The sequence below is a fragment of the Marisediminitalea oceani genome (assembly GCF_003731635.1).
GTDB classification, from domain to species: domain Bacteria; phylum Pseudomonadota; class Gammaproteobacteria; order Enterobacterales; family Alteromonadaceae; genus Alteromonas; species Alteromonas oceani.
Genome location: NZ_RCUA01000032.1, coordinates 107518 through 128752 on the forward strand (window position 1 = coordinate 107518; position 21235 = coordinate 128752).

Consider the following 21235-nt stretch of genomic DNA (forward strand, 5'->3'; position numbering starts at 1 on the left):
GAGGGCAAATTATTTGGCCCGCAGAATAGCCTGATTACGGCCGTTTTCCTTGGCTTCATAGAGCGCCTGGTCGGCAATATCCAGCCATTGCATCTCATTAGCAAAGGCAGAGGAGAATTCCGCCAGACCCAGACTTACGGTAAACCTGATAGACTGGCCATCATGGGTGACTTCAGTTGCCTCAGCCGCCTTGCGGATCCGCTCCGCCACCTGCATCGCCCCATCGCCACTGGCATCGGCTAAGATAATGGCAAATTCCTCACCACCATAACGACCGGCCAGGTCGGTTTCCCGGGTCTGCTTCTTAATGATTTGCGCGAGGGTCTGAATCACTTTATCGCCGGCCTGATGGCCATAGTTATCGTTAACCGACTTAAAGTGGTCAATATCAAGCATCACAGCGGTATTGGCCGATTCACGGCGTTTTGCCAGCCGATACAGACTCTGAAACCGTTCCTGCCAGTAGCGGCGGTTATACAACTGGGTGAGTCCGTCCACACGGCTCATTTCGGTAAGCTGATTATTCAGGCCTTCAATATTCAGCCGGCTGCTGGCCTGGTCTGTTACGTCATACACCAGCATACACATGCGCTCAACCTTACCGGTGAGCGATGACAGAGGAAACAGGGTCACGTTTTGATACATGACGTCCAGTTCGGAGGTAATGGGCCGGTTACAGCCAAACTTAAACAAGTAAGGGCGCTGCTCCCAAATCAGAAACACCGGGGATTTGAGGTTAAACACAGGCTCTGCTTTTAGCATCAACCAGTCCTGCTCAATCTCCGGAAAGTGCTGGAAAAGCGACTTACCAACAATTTGGCTGGGCCGCAGGTTACTGTGGTTTTCCATAAACTGGTTCCACACTTCCACCTTAAAGTCGCGGTCGAGCACCACGATACCCACTTCGAGTGAGCTCAGTAAGTCATGTAACCAATGCTGGCGGCTAAGTTCTTCCATTACATCAGTGTTCACGGCATTAGTCCTCAATATCTACCAGTCGTGAATAAATACGCTCCATGGAGGTATCCGGGAACAGCAACAGCAACTCAAAATGAATGCCGCGCTGTTTAATGCCGTAACCAATTTCCACCGCCATAATACGATTCCAGCGTTGTTTGGTATTCGCCAACAAACTTTCCAGCTCACGGTTGCGCCCCAGAATAATCGGTGACGAGTGGCTAAAGGTAACGTTAAGCTGATCAGACAGGGCGTTAAGGCAGGCACCAATGAGAATATTAGAAATATCCATCAGCGCTTCAAGCTGCGCTGGCGCGGCCGACAACTGGTCATAATTTAATAGCGTAATGATATTTTCAAAGTCAGTATCGTTGAAAATCACCAGCGCCTCGCCGTTGATACCGGCACTTACAAACCCTTTGGACACTGCCGAAACACTGTCATTACGATTCACCTCAGCAAAAGCCATATGCAGCTCGTTGTTCTCAATGATGTTCACATTGGGAATGGGTAAGTCGATAAACTCTCCCAACTGGCGCGCGAGGTTTTCACCAGCGCGGCCCATGGCCACATTAACCAGTTCCCGGTAAGCATCCAGCTTTTCGCTGTCGCTGCTGCCGGCCAGACTGGTTTGTTGCTTTCGCTGTTCTGAACGGGCGTCGCCGGTGTAAATGCCGTACTGCTTGAGTAAAGTAATAAGCTTTTGGTTGTCGATGGGTTTACGAATAAAATCTAATGCGCCCATGGCCAGCATACGGGTGCGCGCTTCAGGCTGCACATCCCCGGATACAGTAATCACCAGACAAGGTAGATCTTCCCGACGGATGACTTCCATGGTGGCATAACCATCCATCACCGGCATATTCAGGTCGAGGAACATCACATCGCCTTTTCCGGCGCGGATCATCTCCAGCGCTTCCTGACCGTCTTTGGCAAAATGCAGCAGCACGTCCCAGCCATCGGGAATGGCCCGGGCCATCTGCTTTCTGGCGAAGGCCGAATCGTCGCAAATCAGTACATTGGTTTTACTCATAACCCACCTTAAATGGCCACCGGCGCTTTAATGTGTGGATGCGACTGATAATTTTCTAAAGTGAAATCGTCAATACTGAAACCAAAGATATCCTTCACCTCTGGATTGAGCCGCATGGTCGGGCGCGCAAAAGGCTCGCGACTTAACTGCAGCTCCGTTTGCTCAAGATGGTTAAGGTACAAATGGGCATCGCCCAGAGTATGGATAAATTCACCGGGTTCGAGGTCGCATACTTGCGCAACCATCAGAGTAAGCAAGGCATAGCTGGCAATATTAAACGGTTTTGTGACAATGGGGGTTACATCAACAAACGCTTCGCACACATTATTAATCACAATAACTTAACTCTTTCTTCTTAGTCTAAGCAGCATAGTAATATAAAAGGTGGAAGTGTTAAATTGTAAAAGCTGAAACCATTTCTATAGAAAAGGACTAGACGCTAGTTCTTTCTCAAAAAACTGAGTCCTTCAGTTGGCTCTAAACCAAGCGCCTCGCAATATTGCACATACTCATATACATTTAGCTTACGTTGAAATGTTTCAACTTTGTTGACGAATTGATGTGATTCATCAATGCGTTCAGCGAACTGGCGAACCGTCAGCCCTTGCTCTTTTCTGGCGTCTACCAGCCATTTTATTAATGACACGTACCGTTGATTATTGATTGTTTTGTTCATCAAATCATTATGTTGCCCTTTTCATTTGTCTCCAAAATAGGGATAAGTAGGAAGTAATCTGCTACGATATAGACTTTCGATAAACCTTATAATCAGCAACCAATTGAAATGAAAGAACTAACGAATGATATTGACAGTGGACATGTTAGAGAGCTTTTGAAGGTTGGCGCTCAAGCAATGTTATCTAATCTTCTGGAACATAAAGAGTATCGCGATGGTGTTCTCCAATTAATGGAAAATCACAACCGAATTGAAACAGGTGAATTGTTATTTGTAGCGCCGTACTATAATTATTGTTGTCAGGCATACGTTGCAGAAGGTAAAAATGGTCTGTATCGCATTTTTCAACAGAATATCTCTCCAAACATTTCAGCCCCAATCTTTACCATGGACTATATAAACTCGGTTTACATTGAAAACTATGAGCGTTATTTCGAAGATAACAAATAGGATATTCAGGTGTCCCGAATTCAGATAATAAGTGCACCACTCATGGTTAAACGGTGAGGAGAGATCAACTGCCTGTTGGTGGTACTCTGTAGTCGCCAAACAAACATGAGTAGTTACCATGAGTTACAAGCAGTTGATCGAGGGACAACGATACCAGATTGAGGCCTACTTGCGCGAGGGTTTCAGTTATCGGGAGATTGGAAAACGTCTGAGAGTGAGTCATAGCACTATTAGTCGGGAAGTAAATCGCAATCGAATTCGGGATAGCCATTACCTGCCGGAAGTCGCTCAGGCGAAGACAATAAAACGACGTTGTCAGGCCGCAAAGTACAGGATATTTGAACTGACGATTACCTTTGTTGAGTTCGGGCTTAACGAAAAGTGGAGCCCTGAGCAGATTGCTGGTGTAGGTAAAATCATCGGTCATCCCGTCAGTCACGAATGGATTTATGGTTATGTCCAGCGGGACAAGTTACGCGGCGGCAAGTTGTATAAACTACTGTGCCAGAGTCACCGAAGATACCGTAAAGGTAACCGCGCGAAGCGTGTGATTATCCCGAATCGCGTTGGCATAGAACATCGTCCCGCTATCGTGAACAAGAAGGAGCGGTTCGGTGACTGGGAAGCTGACACGGTTTTGGGCAAGCAAGGAACGGGCGCGATTGTTAGCTTGGTAGAGCGTAAAAGTAAGCTGTATCTGATACGCAAAGTGCCTGCGAAAAGCGCAGCCGATGTGGCCCGTGCCATGGTAGGCATGTTGTGGAAATATCGCAGTCATGTGCGATCTATCACGGCGGACAACGGCAGTGAATTCTGTGACCACGAGCTGGTCGCAGAGAAACTTAAAACGGATATTTACTTCGCAAACCCATATTCATCCTGGGAACGCGGACTGAATGAAAACTTTAACGGTTTGCTTCGCCAATACATACGTAAAGGCACCGATTTACGGACAGTAACGAACAGGCAGATTGCTGAGATTGAACGGGCATTAAATGCCAGACCGAGGAAGTGCCTTGGCTTCAGGCAACCTGTCGCGGTATTCAATGAATTACGCAAGGCTGCCTAATTTAGCGAGTGGTGCACTTCGGAGTTGAATTCGCGGTAAGCTAAAAACCTTAAAGTTATGAATTTAAGTGTTTTATTTTTAAATTTTGATTGTGGTGTGTGAATCATTTTGATGTATTTTTTTTCGGCCCTCTTTATTGGATAATACCTATATAACGAAGATGGATTTATTTTGCCTGGTATTCCAATTCAGGATAATTTTTATCGCCTGTTACCCAAAACTAAGTTTGGTAATTAGCACTACACTAGCTTTAGGTTACTGTACTCATGTTTAAATGCTCCGAGATAAATTTCACTCCCGAAAAGATTGTCGAAAATTTAGATGTATTGGCTCAGACCTATTCAATAAGAACGATTACTTTTTTGCGTTCTATAGGTTTGTCATTTGAGATTACTGAACTAGATAACGATAATCCTGCAAATCGGGCGCAAGCCTTAAATAGGCTATGCGAAATTGACACCTTTTTAAATTCCGCGCGGCTTTGGTTTACTTCTGATAATGAGTGCTGGAATTGGTTCATGAATGAGCAGCTCGAAGCATTTTCACATTTAACGCCGTCAGAAATCGTGAGGCGCTACCAGGGGCGTGGAATTAACGCTTTGCTTGAGTGGGCGGAAGAACGAAATCTTGGTAATTTTCAGTAAAACCACAGCATATTAATTTCCAGGCATAATGATAAAACGGGAAGTAACACTTCGATTCTTTAGTCAATGTCAGAACTAATAATTGGATAAAAATATGACAGATAATGCTTTTGACGAAATAATGGACAATTTAAAGCATTGGACCAGTGAGGAGATCCATTCACCTTCATTACTAATGTCCTTGGATGATGGTTCTTTCCATTTAGGCTACTACGCGGGAATGGGGAACTCTGATAGTTCACCTATCGACAATTTTTCGCCACTGTATAGAACAAAAATCAACCAGCTTTATCGCGAGGGACAACTGGAAGTCACAGGGCGAGCATTCAGCCTATACCCAGGAAGCGGCCGTTTTAGAAAACTTATATTTACAAAGCAATACCCTGAACCTGGGTCGTAGTCAAAATGGATTTCTATGACTAGATACAATGTACAATAGTTATATTTCGTCAGTCATCAATACAAACTCTACAGGGACCTTACACTTATGAGCACAAAAGAATGGGTTTCAGAGCCAGCAGACGGTGTTGGAACTTATCAGGATTGTATCTATGATTGGGACAATTATGAGGTTAACCCTAATCCGGCGGTAATTCAATTAACCCACTCCGCTGACACGACGATTACGCAGAAATTCATTAACGATAAATTGGCATCACAATTTACGATGGAAGTGACTATACCTGCGAAAACGTTTGATAAAATCGCAATCGAATGGTGCAGAAAGCGCTCTCTCAACACAAATAAATACAAGCTAGAGGAACTACTCAGTAAATACAAGTTTCCGCAATCACATCGAGCAGATGAATCGACCGAAGTTCTGGAAGATGCATTAAGTGGTTCTGAATTTACTCAAACGATAAAAGAGCAAAGCGAACAGCCTGAAATCGAAGCTAACCTCGAAATAGATAATATATTCAACATATTAACTACAGATCCTCTCGAAGCCGAATATATGCAGGAATCCAGTAACAAGTTGCTCCAACTCCGAGATGAGGGTCGAAATTTGTCCCGAAAATATCCAATACTAAGCAAAATAGGTAGTGAAGAGGAGCATGCGAAGGCATTGAGGACGATGGAAATCCTGCTAAACGATTATGACAGTAATTTACTGCTGATTGATGCGCTGAGTTGTTCTATCGCTCGATATGAAGCACATAATGACGTTTTAAAATAATGGTTAGCATTATGGTCAAATCTACAAGTGAGGCTCAACAAGCATTTAATGAAGTAGTACAAAATCGACTTTCAGATATATCTTCAGAGCCACTTATTATCGTTGCTTTAGCAATTTGGTACGAAGACTTCATACCGGACATAACTCAATTGACCCGGATTAATGAGATAGCAAGAGCCGGGTATGTTTTAGAAAAATTAATGACCTTTCACTGTGTGACCCGTGATGTAAGACTCTCGATAACCCCTACGATTAATGAGCTGATTCGGGAGGCTTCAAGTCATATCGAGTTATTACCCATTGGATCGATTCTAAACGTCAAACAGTTTTCCGGTGACGGGCTAGCACTAAGGTGGAGACTTAGGGAAGACATTCACCGGCAAGTACAAGACTTACTGCCCTACCAAGTGCGCACGTATACACATAATAGAGAATAAGGCATTGTAAACTCGTAGTTTACAGCGTGTTGGCTCTTAGCTGTTATCTGAGTCGAAGGTTTGGGAGCATCAATGTTCCGCACTGGTGAGTTTTCTGGTGAATAGTGGCGGTTCAAAGCGAAATAAAAAGGATATATAAATGCCTGTTTTACGAAGTAATCGGTTACCAATTCAGCATCCCGGGGTTGTATTCAAACGATACTATCTTGATAGATATAATATTAAGCTCTCCGATGCTGCGAAGACACTAAATTTGAAGATATCTCATCTTAATAACTTTCTCAACGGTGAGGCCACTGTTACTACCCCCTTGGCTACAAAATTGGAGAGCGTCACTGGCATTTCATCAGGCTTCTGGCTTAATCTACAGAAAAGCTACAACCTTTATACATAATCCATAAGGCAACCATGCTTTTCTCTAGACACAAGTTGTTTTTGTTGTGAGGAAGTTGGCTATAGAAAGAGCGGTGGTTCAAGTCTCCGAAATTAGAGATAAACCATGCCCGATGTAACAGGACTAAAAATGCATTCCCCGAGAGCTTACGAAAGTGTACAGAATAGCTTGGAGGTACCCTAAATCTTGAATATCCGATTGCATCTCGTGACAGGAACACATCATTGTACAGTTAGGGTAATTTGGTGGCGTTGTAGAAGTAATATGCATAATATAACCTGAACATTGACTATAAATTCTGAGATCACATGTTAATCAAAAACGGGTTGAAAGGCTGTTTTTGTTTCGACATATAGTGCTGTATTTAGGAAGCAAAAAGAATGGCTTGACTTAACGAACAGTGAACGTTGGAGCCGAGGCGTATCCATGGATCATGAAAAATTTAAAAAATTATTAAAAGACATAAAATTAGGAAAAAAATTACCTGATGCAATCTACCTCCATGTTGATGCATTTGATGAGATTCCTGGCGCCTTGAGTAAGTTTACCCAAATCGTAGCGAATGCACTGAAAGTGTCTTCATGGAATGTTGCTAAATTTTCCAGGAAGGAATTCAAGCTGTCTTTGTTATACTACCCTGATTTTTATGAAGATTCCTATCCTGCTTTAGAACAGGCTGTAACTGTCGACTTAAAAAAACTTGAACATAAAGTAATTTCCTATAAGGACAGTGAGAACCCACCAATACTTCACCGTAAAGAGCTTTTTGTACCAGAGTCGCATGGGATGTATGGCCTTTTTTGTGAGATTACCAAAGAAGGCGAAGATGTTGGCTTATATGAAAATACGCGGATCATTGGCTTTAAGGAAACATGGAAAAATTTAATTGAGAAAAAAGGGTTTACCTTAATTAATGGCCGTATAGCTAAATCATCAGGAAATGGGAGTACTACGACTGACGATAAAGTCGTTGATAGGCATAAAACAGCAATTGTCAGACATGAGCTTTCCGCTCCGATGAAGTTGTTAGCTAAAAATGGGTTCCTGAATGGCGACTACTCGATATTTGATTTTGGCTGTGGAAGAGGCGATGACTTAACTGAGCTCCAAGCTCATGGTATTGATGCCGTTGGATATGACCCAAACTTCTACCCTGAGTCTGAAAAAGTCGTAAGTGATATTGTGAACCTAGGCTTCGTTATAAACGTCATAGAAGACAGAGATGAGAGAATTGATGTTGTTCTCCAAGCATGGGAATTTACCCAAAAGATGCTTGTAGTATCTGTCATGTTAGCAAGTGAAAGCTATATTTCACAGTTTACTGCGTATAAAGACGGTGTAATAACTTCAAGAAACACTTTTCAAAAGTATTACACGCAAAGTGAAATAAAAGGGTTTCTTGAGTCAGTCATTGGAGATAACGCGGTTGCGTTAGCGCCAGGTATATTCGCTATATTCAAGGACAAAGAGCTAGAGCAGACATACCAAAAGCACCGATATCAGCGAACTTATGAATGGCAACAAAAGACCTCCCCGCAGTTACCAACTGATGCTGAAAAATTAAGAATTGTTTTCGCGCAAAACGAAGAGTTATTCAAAGCATTTTGGCTTAAATGTCTAGTGTTAGGTAGGTGTCCTGCAAACGATGAGTTTTCGAATTCAGATGATGTAAGAAAGCTTGTAGGTTCACACAAGAAAGCTTTTAAACTGGCTTTAGATTTCTATTCTGAAGAAGAATTTAAAACAGCAGAGTTGATGAAAAAAGAGGATTTACTCCTATATTTCTCGATGAGTCTGTTCGACAAACATAAACCTTATACTAAACAGCCTGAAGAAGTGAAACGTGATGTAAAGGCTTTTTTTGGCGATTATAAAACCGCTAAATCGCTAGCGACTGAATTGCTATTTGAAATTGCAGATGTAGATAAGATTGAAGCGGAATGTATTTTTGCAAATGAATCCTTACCTGCTAGTAAACTAGAGCATGAAAGCGGAAAACCGCATTCACTAACAGTTCATAAAACTTATATCGATGCATTGCCTCTTCTTCTGAGAGTTTATGTAGGTGCGGCATTACAGCTATATGGAGATCTAGAAGACATCCAATTGGTTAAGCTTCATATTACATCTGGTAAAGTTACTTTGCTTGGATATGAAAACTTCGAAAAAGAGGAATTTCCGAAATTGAAGGAAAGGGTGAAGATCAAAATGGCAGAGCAAGATATTGATTTTTTTGATTATATCAATTCAAGTAATATCAACCGTCTAAATGATAAATCCTGTTATGTTGAAGTTGAAAGATAAATTAGTTGTAGTACTAGCATTAGTTACTAATTGCTAGTACTACAATCATGCGTGGGTGCTCAATCAATTAAATGAACTCGCGCGAAAGCGGTGAACTCCTCAAAGTCAATTTTATTGTCTTGATTGAAATCGAACTCCCTAAGGATTCGGGAGCTTTTACCCAAACCCCTTTCGTTTAGTAGAACATCAGCTAACTCTATTAATTCTTTCTTCGATATATAGCCATCTGAATTACTGTCAAAAAAGTCAAACAATTCACGTAATTTATCCATTTTAAAAATCCACGTCCAAGTTTTCGTTATCTAGCTTCTCACTTTTCTTTAGTTCATTTTTAAGTGCTTTTTCAATGATTTTCTTTTCTAATGTTTCGATACCTGTCGGATCTCCAGGGTTTTCATCCATCCAGCTACTGATAATAGATAAGCCAGAATTACAGTATCCCTCGAATACTTTAACCGCATCATTTAAATTCTCGAGTTTTAAACATGCAGCGTCTTGCTTCTTCAATAATGCCAATAAGTATATAAAGGTATCTTGTTGAGTATTAAAGTAAGTGCCTAGAGTTATTTGAATTTTGTCTGAACCAACTGCCTCAAATTTATTATTCGAATAACCAACCATTGCAGCAAATACCATTAGATCTTTGTTATGGTTAAAAATAACATGATCACCTTGTGTCAGCTTCTCTACCAAAGGCTCATGCTTTCTATCTCGATAAACTTGTATATCACGCCAATTCTTTTGTTCTTTAAACATATGAACCAACCTTTTCGATTAAAGTGCGATCAACAGCGCATTGATATCTAACTGTGGGATAACTTTTACCCAAGATTGATATGAAGTCTTCTGACTTATTCTCTTGTTCAGCTTGTACTTCTGCGACTAAGTTATATTCCAATCCAACACGACCTCTTATATTTTCCTCTACAGTGCCTTCCCAATGACTAGAAGACAGGAAAAATACAACTTGACCAACAGAAGATGGGATCGCTTTAGCAACATTCCCTTTGTACTTATTATCAAGAACACCAAACGGTGCGTCTATGATAAAGGGAGCAATAGCACCTGGAGTAAGAATTTGACCAGATGCATTTTTTCTTTCTCTGGCTAATTCAATTAAAGAAGATATAAAGGTTAGACTTAACAGTAATGCTTGACCATCACTTTCTGCTACTTGAACATCATTTCTATCGTACAATCTAATATCGAAACTATTAGGATTCATTTTAGCCTTATAATCTTGCCTTACGAATTTCGATAAAAATAAATTTACTTTTTCCATTATTCTTAGTTCCACATTTTGCTGTGTGGAATTAAGAGTGGATTCTATTGTGTTTTCTACACTTTGTGCTATTTTTTCTAGTTCTCGATACTTATTCACCTCAGTTGAACTAGATTGTAATCTCAAAATTTCACTTCTTTTTCGATCTAATAGAAGCGAATTTTCTTTCACTTTTCTTTCGATATTACCTATTGACCTATACTCTTCATTTAATCTCAATTGGTATTGGCTTCTTCTGTTCTCTAATTCTCGAATGTCAGCTATGTCTCTTGTACCTTGAATTTCAACAGAAATATTTTTAAGTCTTTCCTCAAACTTACTGACATTTTCTCTACAAATAGCGATGTTTTTAAGGTTAAACTCAAATTCTTCTTTAGCTTCAGACGACTTCCTATTTAGATCTTTCAATATTCCCTGAGCACCAATAACTCTGCGCTCCTGGTCTGGATCCGAAGCAGTTTTGAGTAAGTCATGAATCCTATTATATGCTTCACTACCTACGGAAATATCAGCACCACAAATGCATTGGGTTTCTTTAAGTATCTTTCGGACTAAGGTTTCATTGTATGGTGATGGTATAGTAGTTTGAAATTCGTCTTGAGCTATGAAATCTAAAGCTTCAATTGATATATCATAGGCAAATATGTATGCAGCATATCTTTTTATTAGTGAAGCTCGGTTATTTTCAAATCGTAGTAAGTTAGATTTCGCTTCTTTAAGATCCTTTTCTGCACTAGCTCGTTCTCGATTTTTAGCTTTTATAACTTCGCTATTTGAATTCGCGAGCTGCGAATCAATTTTTTTTATCTCACTATCATAACGCTCTACTGATTCCTTTTTACTCTCAAGTCTCTTTTTATCTTCAGTAAGAGTTGACTGCAAGTCATCAATGCTTTTTTGAATAGTTGCAATTTCCCCATCTTTATCTGCTCGCTGTAAAGACCTACTGTACTCACTTTTAACTTTTTTAATATCTTCCAAGGCATGTTTAGCAACTGTAAAACCGAGTATTTTTTGTATAGCCTCTTTTATTTGCTTACCACCATGTTTGCTAGTAAATGATCCGACACCTTCACCTTGAAAAAAGAAATAGCTTGCCATGTCTTTCGGGATAATGGAGTTTATAAAAGTATCTGGGTTTGATATTTCCTTAAAGTTTCCGTCTTCAACAATGTATATCCTGAAAGTGTCTTGGCTAACAGTGCTATAAGATCTTTGTACTGAGTATTTCTTTCCTTCTTCTTCGAATTCGATCTCGACCTTATAGTTCTTTATCCCTTCATCTTTCGCAGAGTTATTCAACAAAACTGTTGGGTCTTTGAAGTTGGGAGTAAAAGATTTGAAAAAGCACCAAAGAATCGCATTTAACAAAGCGGTTTTTCCGACACCATTTTCAGCATGAATAAGAGTGACATTTTTATTTTCGTCGGTTGAAAAATAAAGTGTTTGCTCACCGTAAAACTGCCTAAAGTTATTGATGATGATTTTTTCAATTAACATATATCACCTTTTTTTCTAGCGTCTTCAATCAACTCTCTTATTAGCTTCAGGCGATTATTTGAACTCGCTTCACCATATACATATTTTCGCTCTATATTTATTATCGAAGACGTAAGCTCCTTCAAAGGCGTAGTTTCATCATAATCCTTCGCTGCTTCTTTAAACATTTTTTCTAATTCTGATTTAGATGTCATAATACAATCCTAGGTTTTCTAATTGATTTTCAACTTCCAGCTTGTTGTCGGCTAGAAGAAGAAAATCACCTATCCTCTCCATTTCGGCAGAAATTAATTTTTTTGATGCAGGTTGGCTAAAATCGGAGTTTGGCAAAACTATGAAGTCGTAAATGATCGCCTTACTTTTTTTCGGAAACTTTCTTAAGACTCTGCCTCTCCTTTGCACATATTGTCTTGGATTTCTTGTGCTAGAGAGAATTACAGCTGTTTGGCAAGCTGGAACATCAATCCCTTCGTCGAGAACTTTCATAGCAACCAGTGCATCTATAGCCTCATCCTTAAACGCATCCATGAGTTTCTTTCTTTCCACATTATTGATAGAGCTTGTAAATTGGGATGTCTTCCACCCATTCTTAAATAGCACTTTTGATACATGATCGATGACTTTAAAATCTTCTTCATCGTCGTTATCGTCATGTTGGAATGGTTTACCTTCTCCTGCATAAAAAAGCGTCAACTTTCTTTGTCCCGAAGGAATTTGAGCTACCAATGAATCTAGTTTATGTAACTTATCTGATGCGGACCCAAGGAGACGACTTCTTTGTCCACAGTAGATTGTTAGCTTATCCTTGTCTTCTTTTTTCAGGTTACCACCAGATTTCGTTATTATTGAAGTAATCTTCTCGGATAAATCTTCAAATTTTTCTTGTTCCTCTGCATTTAGATATACAGGTACTAGATGGTAATCATAAGGAGTTAAAATCTCGTCATTGATCGCATCACCTAAACCATACTCTGCGACTACTTCTCCATAATAATTCAAGAGATTTTCTTTTGATGTGTTCGGAAACATTGACTCTATTTCATCATCATCACTTCTAAACGGTGTTGCAGACAATCCCATTCGAAAATCTGCGTCGGGAAGTAGAGTCCGCATGTTTGACGAGCCATGATTGTGACATTCGTCCCCGACGAACATTAGACTTTTCTGATTTATGTTAGAGATTATTTTTTGGAAATTGCTTGATACTAAAGTTCGGTTAACAACAACGACACATAAAAAGTCTTTTAAACCCATATTAAACGCTGTTACGGCGTCCTCAATATTTGGCAGCCAACTGCTTTTATTGTTGAAACATTTGTGACTTGTAATCCCAAAATCTAATAAGTTTTCCACCCATTGATTAGCAAGTTCGATATATGGAACAGCGATTATTAGACAGAGGCTTCTGTTTTGCTTTTTTAGAGTTTCATAAACCTTTACTGCGCCGTATATGGAAGTGATTGTTTTTCCAGAGCCAGTAGCTAGCTTCAATATGCCTCTATAATTGTTCGCTCTCCATTTATTGAGAGCTGCTCTTTGGTGTTCCTTAATATTAAATTTATGTCCATTCAAATATTCTGGTATGTACGGTGTTGTCTTAGTCGTTAGATTTGCTTGTTGAGACTCGTACTGTAAAATTTGCTCTTCAAAATCAGAGAAATCATTCAACGTAAAGCTCTGCAATAATGAAGAATTCTCGACATAATCCGCCACTTTTTCATAAAACTCTGAATTAATATCTACTATATAGGTATTTTTTTGCTCTCCAGCCCACAATTTACGGAAGCCTTCATAATAACTTACACCATACGCATCATATAACTCGGTTTCCCAGCTTTTATAAACACTAATAGATTCCGCGTTGAGATGCTCAAACATTCCTGAGGGCGTTTCATTTGCGGAACCTTGAAATACAACAATGTCATTATTTTTATCATGCACAATCCCAATTTTTTCGTGATACATCCCTGCTCTTCGGAAAGCAAACTTTATCTCTAAACGACCAGACGCAATTAATATGGCTAGTAAGTCTAGCCTTTTAGTTGTTACATCTTTGTCTTGTTTAATCCAATCGAGAAGGGTATTGGTGTATTTTTGAGACAGTTCTAGGGGATAGTTTATGACATTACGAATGGCCTCGAATTCATCTCGCTCAAGTGGATGACCGATTATTAGTCGCATTTTACCATTTGAACTAATTAGAGAACTCAATCCTTTAAGATTTGCAGCTAAGATTGACGAAGAGAAATAGCCAACAGCCCTGTCATAATTAACAGCTTTACTTAAAACTTTTTTATAAAAGTCGAGATAAATATCATCATCACCAGTACGGTAAACGTGTTTTAGATGTAATGATTTGAAACCTGGATAGTTGTTTACTTCATTCAATCCTTTTATACCCACATCCTCCATAGATAACAATCGACCTTACTATTACAATGTTGATGGCGCAATATGAAAAACATTAATGTTGTTGTTTTTTGAGTTATCTCCCACATCTATACCTTACAACTTAAAGGTATACTTAGCGTATTAGTTGCTCAGAAAAACTAATCTCGAAACATTCTAGAATTTCATAACATAATGATTATATTGAAATAAAATCACTTAGAGGTGCAAAAAATAAGCTATTAGACTAAAGTTTTACAGTGATTTAAATTCCTCGTAAAGCCTAGTTAGGATATGTGCGTTTATTGCTAAGCGAGAGGTAGCCGGTAAAGAACCATATTCCAACTTTTTCACAGTTCATGAATTTTCTGCTTGCTTGCTATATCTGTATAGTTACAATCTTCCCTTGGACAAATTCTCCAGTAGGCAAGATGGTATGGAACCTAAGTTCTCAGGACACGAGACATTCCCTTTAAGATATGGCTGGCTTTATAAATCAGTCAACTTATTGAATAAAAAAACAAAACTAAGCACCTCAAATAACGAAGATGTACAAGACGCAATCGTTGAGCTAGGTGTTGGTAAAAACATGGTGAACGCAATTCGCTACTGGAGTGAAGCGTGCTCGGTGATAAAGACGCAAAAAAATGACGCCTCTCAGAGCTTAACTGAAATAGGTAAGTATCTATTTTTGCCGTCAGATACACTAACTTCGCGAAGCAGTAATGATGCTGCAAATGATCCTTTTCTCGAAAAGACAGGCAGTATTTGGCTAATTCATTTCCTTCTCAACTTTGACGAAGATGTCCTAACTTCATATCGCTATTTTTTCAACTTATCTCCTATGCAGAATTTTGAAAAGGAAAAGTTAACTTACGATATTTCACATGATATCAATTCGTTATGTGGAAAAGAGGTTAATGATAGTACCATCAAAAAAGATGTTGATTGCTTCCTACAATCCTACGCACGAAAGGCGTCTTCAACTGGTAAGAAGTCAGGGAATATTGGCGAAGAACATTTTGCATCACCATTAATTGAGCTTGGTCTTATCAAAGACTTAGGTAAAGGTGCTTATTCTTCTTTGTTAGAAGAACGTTCTAGTTTGCCTACAGAGATATTTTCATATGCGTTATTACGCTTTCTGAAAGACATTAAGAGAACAGATACAATAGGTTTTGACTCATTACTGTCAGATCAGTGTTCTCCCGGAAAAATCTTCAGACTGTCTGAGCGAGGTCTCGGCATACAGTTAGATAATGCAGTAAGAAAATATCCTGAACTATTCGTCGAAACGGATACCCAGGGAATGCGACAAGTGCGATTAATGAAAAAATTTAGTGAAAATGAAAACTACCACTTCATTCTCGATGATTATTACAGAGGCGCGAAGTGATAAGAATTAAGCAAAATTATAAAAGCTCTACGAGAATAGACGGTGCAGTAGATTCAAAGACATTCGTAGAGAATTTTGTACTTCACGGAACAGCGTTGAGTACATTAGATACGCTCGGTAAAGAAGTTAGGAATACTAGCCAAAGGTGTTTTACTCTCACAGGCACCTATGGAACAGGTAAGTCAACATTTGCTCTTTTCATGTCATTGCTTCTTTCGGGTTGTAAGAAGGATCGAGATTTTGCGCAGAAAAAATTATTAGCAGCGGATCCAAGCAGCAGCTTTATAAATGAATTAGGTCTAAAAAAGGGCTGGAGGATAGTAAAGCACGTATGTGGCCTAGATTCTCCTGCTGAAGGGTTAGCAAACAGCATTTTACAGGCTCTTGAAAACTCATCTGCTCCAGCAAATAAATCAGATCATGACTATATAGACTTAATTGATACATCACTTTCTAACGCTGCTAAAAGTGATGATGGAGTCCTTATTTTACTCGATGAGATGGGTAAGGCGCTTGATTACCAATCTCGTGAAAACAAAGACTTACATTTCTTCCAAGAATTAGCTGATACGATAGAAAAAAGTAACACTCAAGTGGTTTTAGTCGGCTTCTTACACCAATCTTTCGCTGAATATGCTCGCTCAATGACTTCTCATATTCAAAGGGAGTGGGGGAAAGTTCAAGGGCGCTATAGAGATATAGCCTACTCACCATCAATTGATGAGTCTTTAGTTCTGATTGGTGAAACGGTTGTTGCTGATGACATTTCTCGAAATAAATTAGCGGAGAAATATACAGGGTTGGTCGATGTTGTTAGTAAATACCTCGTCCAAAAACGAAATGTTTTGTCATCTCTAAGAAATGCACTTCCAATAGATCCCGTGGTCAGCTTACTTTTAGGACCGATTTCTAAGCGTTCTTTTTCTCAAAACGAGCGAAGCTTGTTTGGATTTTTAGCTTCTAACGAAAAGCTAAGCTTCAATCAATTTATTAATACCTTCTATAAAGATGACTCTCAAAGCTCTGAGTTGCGATTATATAATGCAAACTTATTTTGGCAGTATCTAACCGTTAACTTAGACCACATCATCTCAGCCAGTAGAGACGGTAAAATATGGTTGGAAGCGAAAGATGCAATCTACCGAGCATCTTTAGATGGCCATGAGTTGCATGAGGCCATTACTAAAACCGTAGCCCTTATTACGATGTTTGGCTTTCAACATCAATTATTTGCCAAACGTGAATTCCTGGAAAATTATTTTAATGAACTGGGTTATACTAAATCCAAAGTCAAGGCAGCAATTAAGGATCTAGAAGCTTGGAAGGTACTAATTTATAGAGATCAATACAAAGCTTTAGCTATATTTCAGGGAAGCGATATTGATGTCAACGAATTGGTAACATCAACCGTAGATGCTATCAAGGATGGTATTGATTGGGTTGCAGAGATTCAATCAACCAAGCATGTTTTAGCAACTGCACACTATCATAAGAAAGGAACGATGAGATGGGCTGATGTTACTTTGCTTAGTGAGCGTAATATCAGTTCGGTTGACAATATTTCTGAAATCCCAAAAGATAATGAACCCTTTTTGTACTTCTTTGTTCCAACATCTGTTTCTACACTTCAAGCTTTAAATCGGTCTTCAAATGTACACAAAAGGATTGTGCTCGGTCGTAATGTAACACCAGAGAGTTTAAAAAGTCTCGCTATTGAGCAGATAGCTCTTAGAAAAATTTTAAAAATTAATAAAGCTTTGGCGCATGACAAGATTGCCAAAGAAGAAATTACGAGCAGACTTCAAGCCAACGATAGAGCTTTGGAAAGTGAGTTAGAAGTAATCTTTAATAAAGCAGAGTGGTTGTATTGTGGTAAGTCATACAATGACAAGAATCTAAATTCACTTGTTTCTAAATTTGCAGACGAAATTTACCCTCAATCTCCAGTTATCATTAACGAACTAGTTAACCGTAACAAGCCTTCTGGTAGTGCTAACGCAGCAATTAAAAAGTTAGTGCTGGCGATGGCGGAGAACTACGATCAAGAGCTATTAGGGCTGCCTGAAGATACTTTCCCTGCTGAAAAAGGACTATATTTTTCGTGTTTGAAAAACTTTGGAATACACGCCCAGGAAAAAAACGCAGAGTGGGGATTTGTTGAGTTTATTAGAGATGAAAATGAACTCGTAGATCAATTATTCCATAACACTCACGAGCAGTTAGTATTGAAAGCTCAATCACCGGTTTGGTTATCTGAAATAGACGCCTACTGGGCAGCTCCACCTTATGGTTTAACGAAAGGGATTCGTACAGTTTGGCTCATGGCCTTCGTGCTACAGCATATGAAAGACTATGCGTTTTACGATAAAAATGAGTCTACAGGGGAAGTGATTTTCATAACTCAACCTGATGACGAGTTTGCCTTGAAGCTTTTTCAGAAGCCTCAAAGCGTCGCTGTACAAGCTATTCAAATAGACCAAGGAAAAACAGCGTATCTAAACAAGTTGGCGGAGGCTCTTGATTTAGTGACAGGCAATGAATTTGGGTACGCAAAAGAAGTTACTCCCCTAAGAATTGCAGAAGGTTTTGTTACATTCTTCTCGAAGCTGTCTAGTTGGACAGTTGCGACTAAAAATGTGCCAGCAAAAGGGCGTAAATTCATAGAAATCACAAGAAAAGCCTCGGATCCACATGATTATCTGTTCAAAGCAATACCATCGATTTTTGAGACGGCATTGGACAATATCACTATATTACAAGTAGAAGATTTATTACTCTCACTGCGGAACGCTCACCAAGAGATGATATCCAATTTTGAGATGACGATTAGAAAGGCATTTGGAGAAAAGTTGATTTCCTCAGATGTTTGCGAAGCTGTAATTAGCTTTACTCACGATCATAAACTGAAATCATTTTCGCAGCGATTGAGTGAGCGTAGAGATGGAGATAATAGCTGGGTATCAAACATTATTTCATTGCTTTCATCTAAATCGGAAAGAAATTGGGATGACCTTGCAATCAATCGTGCTTCATCTGAACTACCTGAATTAGTTGAAAAATTCAAATTGGCTGCGCATCGTGCAGAATTTAAAGATATGGACTCTTTGTTAATAAAGCGAGAATTTCAGAGCCAGGTGTCCTCTATCACTAAGTCACTTGATGGGTTGGATGTGAATAAGAAGCGTGCATTGTTAGTGGCGTTATTGGACGAGCTAAATTAAGGAGATTTAAAGCCTTGGATTCTAACAAAACGTTACATGTTTTAGGTCTATCTGGTGGAAAGGATAGTGCTGCGCTAGCCATGTATATGAGGGACAACTATCCAGATCTCGATATTCATTATTACTTCACTGATACAGGTAAAGAACTACCAGAAGTAAACATTTTTATCGATAAATTGAGAGGTTACCTGGGAAAGGAAATCATTGACCCGTATGAAGAAGTCTTTACATCTAACCGAAAGAAGAAAGACTTCGACTATCATTTAGAACAGCATAAGAATTATTTACCTTCCCCTCAAGCTCGTTGGTGCACTATTCAAATGAAATTAGTGCCTTTTGAGCAATGGGTTAAGAAGAAAATAGAAGAGGAAGGTTTTACCGAAATAATTTCTTATGTTGGTATTCGTGCCGACGAACCCGAACGTGATGGTTTCTTAACAAACAATGTAACGGAAGAGTTTATAACCATCAAAATGCCTTTCAGAGAAGATGGTTTAAATCGTCAGGATATACTCAATATCTTGCAACAAGCTGATTTGTATAGCGATGATGAAGAAGTTAAAGCTTTCAGGGAAGTAAAGTTAGGCTGCAATGGCATAGAGCAAATGTTGCCAGAAGAGCTTCTCTTTGGACATTTTGAGCAAAGATTAAAACTTATAAAGTCAAACCCTAATCATCCATATTATGGCTCGAATATCGATGTATCTACACTTGCAAAGGTAGTGAGTGCGATGGATCAAGGTAAACCTGGCTATTATGGCTGGCGATCTCGAAGTGGTTGTACATTTTGCTTTTATCAACAAAAAATTGAATGGCTTCGATTAATGGAAATTTATCCTGATGCATATGAAGAAGCCAAACAATACGAGAAAGCTGCTGAAGACGAAAGACCAGACGGTACGTTTTATTGGTTAGGTAAGGGGACGCCTCTTTCAGTTCTTGAAGATGAAGAACGAAAGCAAAAGATCTTGGAAAACCATAAAAAGCGTTATGATCGTTTTGTGAAAAAGCAAGAAAGACAAAGAGCAAGAAACCCACTACAAAAAATCATCTACTTTTCTGACGTTGACGTTATGGACGAAATTTATGACCAAGCTGAAGGTGGTGGTGCTTGTGTTACTTGTTATAAATAGAAGCATCCGGTGGGATGGCTGACGTGGTCATTCTTAATTGGTAGTACAGGTAATGTGTAATTGATGCCTCAACGCCCCAGTTCTTCTGCAAATTTCATGAGTGAACTAGGGGTTGACTCAAAGTCTAAGCTTAGTCTAATAGTTCTTTGTGCTAAGTCTCTGTTTAGAGATATACTTCTAAGGACATGTGATGGTTCTACCTCTTTCGAAGAACATGCAGAACCCTGTGCAATACAAAATAAATCGCTAGTTCTTTGAATAAACGTAGTAATATCAATTGTTGGGAACGTTAATGACAAAATATGAGGTAGAGTATCAGCCCCGTTCTCTATGAAGGGAATCTCCTGTCGAATAAGCTCTTCTCTCAGACACTTTTTCAAAGAAAGGAAATTATGTTTTGTGTATAGAGTTGGGAAGGTACTAAGAGCTTTTCCAAACGATACAATGAGAGGTGACGGCAGAGTTCCACCTCTTAAACCCATTTCTTGTCCAGCGCCATGGATAACAGGAACAATATTTTTGTTTCTAGCTTCTCTAACGTAAATAGCACCGATGCCTTTAGGGCCTCCAATTTTATGAGCAGAGATTGACATAAAATCAATATTTAAGTCATCGACGTCTATGTCTAACTTTCCAAAACTTTGGGCTGCGTCGGTATGGAAAGGAACGTTATAATCAAAACAAATTTTTCCTATCTCGCGAATGGGGTTAATTGTTCCAAGTTCATTATTAACGTGCATTATCGAAACCAGAGCAGTGTTGTCTGTTATGGTGTTCCGCACTGCTTCTTGCTCAATAATACCGTCCTTGTTTGGGCTTAAATAGGTAACTTGGAAACCTTGTTGTTCCAGATAGCTACAAATGCTTAAAATACATTTGTGCTCAGTTTTGCTGGTGATAATGTGTCGTTTCTGTTGATTTACATTAAGGATGCTTTTCAAAGCAAGGTTATTAGACTCGGTAGCACCGCTGGTAAAAATTATCTCGCTTGGGTAAGCCCCGATGGTATCTGCAATTTCTTCCCTAACATTTTCAACCTTTTGTGCTGCCTGCAAGCCGCATTCATGATCTGATGATGGGTTTGCGCTATTTGAAAGCTCGTCGATTAGCGCTTTTTTGGCGGCATCTAAAAGCGGAAATGAACCGGCAGAGTCAAAATATAGCATTCAAATAC

General features: G+C 39.3%; 20 protein-coding genes and 1 pseudogene. 11 read left to right on the forward strand and 10 right to left on the reverse strand.

The features are described 5' to 3' along the window. Positions 1–9 precede the first annotated feature (9 nt). The 4 genes and pseudogenes from D9T21_RS09910 to D9T21_RS09925 all read right to left on the reverse strand — a co-directional run bounded on the left by D9T21_RS09910 (position 10) and on the right by D9T21_RS09925 (position 2666). Positions 10–957: a GGDEF domain-containing protein gene (locus D9T21_RS09910; protein WP_123324944.1), complete on the reverse strand. Its 948-nt coding sequence runs from the start codon at positions 955–957 to the stop codon at positions 10–12. 19 nt (positions 958–976) lie between these two features. Continuing rightward, positions 977–1990, reverse strand: coding sequence for a response regulator (locus D9T21_RS09915; protein ID WP_123324796.1), 1014 nt, complete (start codon positions 1988–1990; stop codon positions 977–979). Positions 1991–1998: 8 nt separating this feature from the next. Next, positions 1999–2310, reverse strand: a pseudogene (thyA, locus tag D9T21_RS09920) (thymidylate synthase); the annotation flags it as partial. A 119-nt stretch (positions 2311–2429) separates the two neighbouring features. Next, complete coding sequence (locus D9T21_RS09925; RefSeq protein WP_123324797.1) at positions 2430–2666, reverse strand: helix-turn-helix domain-containing protein; 237 nt, start codon at positions 2664–2666, stop codon at positions 2430–2432. Between the two features lie 108 nt (positions 2667–2774). On the opposite strand from D9T21_RS09925, the gene D9T21_RS09930 reads away from it, so the two are divergent. The 8 genes from D9T21_RS09930 (at position 2775) to D9T21_RS09960 (ending at position 9141) form a co-directional block, all read left to right on the forward strand. Then, on the forward strand, positions 2775–3116 hold the full coding sequence (locus D9T21_RS09930) for a hypothetical protein (protein ID WP_123324798.1): 342 nt from the start codon (positions 2775–2777) through the stop codon (positions 3114–3116). Positions 3117–3234: 118 nt separating this feature from the next. Next, the gene (locus tag D9T21_RS09935; protein WP_123324799.1) at positions 3235–4185 is read left to right on the forward strand and encodes an IS30 family transposase; all 951 of its coding nucleotides are present in this window, start codon (positions 3235–3237) and stop codon (positions 4183–4185) included. A 266-nt stretch (positions 4186–4451) separates the two neighbouring features. Next, positions 4452–4829: a hypothetical protein gene (locus D9T21_RS09940; RefSeq protein ID WP_123324800.1), complete on the forward strand. Its 378-nt coding sequence runs from the start codon at positions 4452–4454 to the stop codon at positions 4827–4829. A gap of 82 nt (positions 4830–4911) precedes the next feature. After that, positions 4912–5229, forward strand: a complete 318-nt coding sequence (locus D9T21_RS22715) for a hypothetical protein (protein WP_164464635.1) — start codon at positions 4912–4914, stop codon at positions 5227–5229. A gap of 87 nt (positions 5230–5316) precedes the next feature. Continuing rightward, positions 5317–6006 carry a hypothetical protein gene (locus tag D9T21_RS09945; RefSeq protein ID WP_123324801.1) on the forward strand — a complete coding sequence of 230 codons (690 nt, stop codon included), beginning with the start codon at positions 5317–5319 and terminating at the stop codon, positions 6004–6006. A gap of 11 nt (positions 6007–6017) precedes the next feature. Continuing rightward, positions 6018–6443: a hypothetical protein gene (locus D9T21_RS09950; protein WP_164464636.1), complete on the forward strand. Its 426-nt coding sequence runs from the start codon at positions 6018–6020 to the stop codon at positions 6441–6443. A gap of 139 nt (positions 6444–6582) precedes the next feature. After that, positions 6583–6837 (forward strand): HigA family addiction module antitoxin, encoded by a 255-nt coding sequence (locus D9T21_RS23260; RefSeq protein ID WP_123324803.1) that lies wholly within the window; start codon positions 6583–6585, stop codon positions 6835–6837. A gap of 426 nt (positions 6838–7263) precedes the next feature. Next, positions 7264–9141, forward strand: a complete 1878-nt coding sequence (locus D9T21_RS09960) for a DNA phosphorothioation-associated putative methyltransferase (protein ID WP_123324804.1) — start codon at positions 7264–7266, stop codon at positions 9139–9141. Positions 9142–9200: 59 nt separating this feature from the next. On the opposite strand, the gene D9T21_RS23265 is transcribed toward D9T21_RS09960, so the two are convergent. The 5 genes from D9T21_RS23265 to D9T21_RS09985 are packed head-to-tail and all read right to left on the reverse strand — an operon-like array spanning position 9201 to position 14335. Continuing rightward, positions 9201–9413: an EF-hand domain-containing protein gene (locus D9T21_RS23265; protein WP_123324805.1), complete on the reverse strand. Its 213-nt coding sequence runs from the start codon at positions 9411–9413 to the stop codon at positions 9201–9203. A gap of 1 nt (position 9414) precedes the next feature. Beyond that, positions 9415–9897, reverse strand: a complete 483-nt coding sequence (locus D9T21_RS09970) for a hypothetical protein (RefSeq protein ID WP_123324806.1) — start codon at positions 9895–9897, stop codon at positions 9415–9417. Next, positions 9890–11923 (reverse strand): AAA family ATPase, encoded by a 2034-nt coding sequence (locus D9T21_RS09975; RefSeq protein WP_123324807.1) that lies wholly within the window; start codon positions 11921–11923, stop codon positions 9890–9892. The genes D9T21_RS09970 and D9T21_RS09975 overlap by 8 nt, the downstream gene beginning before the upstream one ends. Continuing rightward, entirely contained in the window at positions 11917–12117 is a 201-nt protein-coding gene (locus tag D9T21_RS09980; RefSeq protein ID WP_123324808.1) for a hypothetical protein, read from the reverse strand. Before D9T21_RS09980 ends, D9T21_RS09975 begins: the two co-directional genes overlap by 7 nt. After that, positions 12107–14335: a DEAD/DEAH box helicase family protein gene (locus D9T21_RS09985; RefSeq protein WP_123324809.1), complete on the reverse strand. Its 2229-nt coding sequence runs from the start codon at positions 14333–14335 to the stop codon at positions 12107–12109. The genes D9T21_RS09980 and D9T21_RS09985 overlap by 11 nt, the downstream gene beginning before the upstream one ends. A 412-nt stretch (positions 14336–14747) precedes the next feature. Here D9T21_RS09985 and D9T21_RS09990 point away from each other — a divergent pair, with 412 nt between their 5' ends. From D9T21_RS09990 to D9T21_RS10000, 3 genes are read left to right on the forward strand one after another with little or no spacing between them, the layout of a single operon-like run. Then, positions 14748–15707, forward strand: a complete 960-nt coding sequence (locus D9T21_RS09990; RefSeq protein ID WP_123324810.1) for a DUF4007 family protein — start codon at positions 14748–14750, stop codon at positions 15705–15707. Beyond that, positions 15704–18928, forward strand: a complete 3225-nt coding sequence (locus tag D9T21_RS09995) for a P-loop NTPase family protein (RefSeq protein ID WP_123324811.1) — start codon at positions 15704–15706, stop codon at positions 18926–18928. The genes D9T21_RS09990 and D9T21_RS09995 overlap by 4 nt, the downstream gene beginning before the upstream one ends. 14 nt (positions 18929–18942) lie before the next feature. Further along, positions 18943–20061 (forward strand): phosphoadenosine phosphosulfate reductase domain-containing protein, encoded by a 1119-nt coding sequence (locus tag D9T21_RS10000; protein WP_123324812.1) that lies wholly within the window; start codon positions 18943–18945, stop codon positions 20059–20061. Between the two features lie 68 nt (positions 20062–20129). Here D9T21_RS10000 and D9T21_RS10005 read toward each other — a convergent pair whose 3' ends face one another. Next, positions 20130–21227, reverse strand: a complete 1098-nt coding sequence (locus D9T21_RS10005; RefSeq protein ID WP_123324813.1) for a cysteine desulfurase family protein — start codon at positions 21225–21227, stop codon at positions 20130–20132. Positions 21228–21235: the final 8 nt, after the last annotated feature.

What these genes read in the sequence shown, in the direction of transcription:
- D9T21_RS09930 (WP_123324798.1), top strand. Translation starts at nt 2,775, where the DNA reads ATGAAAGAACTAACGAATGATATTGACAGTGGACATGTTAGAGAGCTT.
- D9T21_RS09915 (WP_123324796.1), bottom strand. Translation starts at nt 1,990, where the DNA reads ATGAGTAAAACCAATGTACTGATTTGCGACGATTCGGCCTTCGCCAGA.
- D9T21_RS09960 (WP_123324804.1), top strand. Translation starts at nt 7,264, where the DNA reads ATGGATCATGAAAAATTTAAAAAATTATTAAAAGACATAAAATTAGGA.
- D9T21_RS09940 (WP_123324800.1), top strand. Translation starts at nt 4,452, where the DNA reads ATGTTTAAATGCTCCGAGATAAATTTCACTCCCGAAAAGATTGTCGAA.
- D9T21_RS09945 (WP_123324801.1), top strand. Translation starts at nt 5,317, where the DNA reads ATGAGCACAAAAGAATGGGTTTCAGAGCCAGCAGACGGTGTTGGAACT.
- D9T21_RS09975 (WP_123324807.1), bottom strand. Translation starts at nt 11,923, where the DNA reads ATGTTAATTGAAAAAATCATCATCAATAACTTTAGGCAGTTTTACGGT.
- D9T21_RS23265 (WP_123324805.1), bottom strand. Translation starts at nt 9,413, where the DNA reads ATGGATAAATTACGTGAATTGTTTGACTTTTTTGACAGTAATTCAGAT.
- D9T21_RS23260 (WP_123324803.1), top strand. Translation starts at nt 6,583, where the DNA reads ATGCCTGTTTTACGAAGTAATCGGTTACCAATTCAGCATCCCGGGGTT.
- D9T21_RS09950 (WP_164464636.1), top strand. Translation starts at nt 6,018, where the DNA reads ATGGTCAAATCTACAAGTGAGGCTCAACAAGCATTTAATGAAGTAGTA.
- D9T21_RS09985 (WP_123324809.1), bottom strand. Translation starts at nt 14,335, where the DNA reads ATGGAGGATGTGGGTATAAAAGGATTGAATGAAGTAAACAACTATCCA.
- D9T21_RS09990 (WP_123324810.1), top strand. Translation starts at nt 14,748, where the DNA reads ATGGAACCTAAGTTCTCAGGACACGAGACATTCCCTTTAAGATATGGC.
- D9T21_RS09935 (WP_123324799.1), top strand. Translation starts at nt 3,235, where the DNA reads ATGAGTTACAAGCAGTTGATCGAGGGACAACGATACCAGATTGAGGCC.
- D9T21_RS09980 (WP_123324808.1), bottom strand. Translation starts at nt 12,117, where the DNA reads ATGACATCTAAATCAGAATTAGAAAAAATGTTTAAAGAAGCAGCGAAG.
- D9T21_RS09925 (WP_123324797.1), bottom strand. Translation starts at nt 2,666, where the DNA reads ATGAACAAAACAATCAATAATCAACGGTACGTGTCATTAATAAAATGG.
- D9T21_RS09910 (WP_123324944.1), bottom strand. Translation starts at nt 957, where the DNA reads ATGGAAGAACTTAGCCGCCAGCATTGGTTACATGACTTACTGAGCTCA.
- D9T21_RS09970 (WP_123324806.1), bottom strand. Translation starts at nt 9,897, where the DNA reads ATGTTTAAAGAACAAAAGAATTGGCGTGATATACAAGTTTATCGAGAT.
- D9T21_RS10005 (WP_123324813.1), bottom strand. Translation starts at nt 21,227, where the DNA reads ATGCTATATTTTGACTCTGCCGGTTCATTTCCGCTTTTAGATGCCGCC.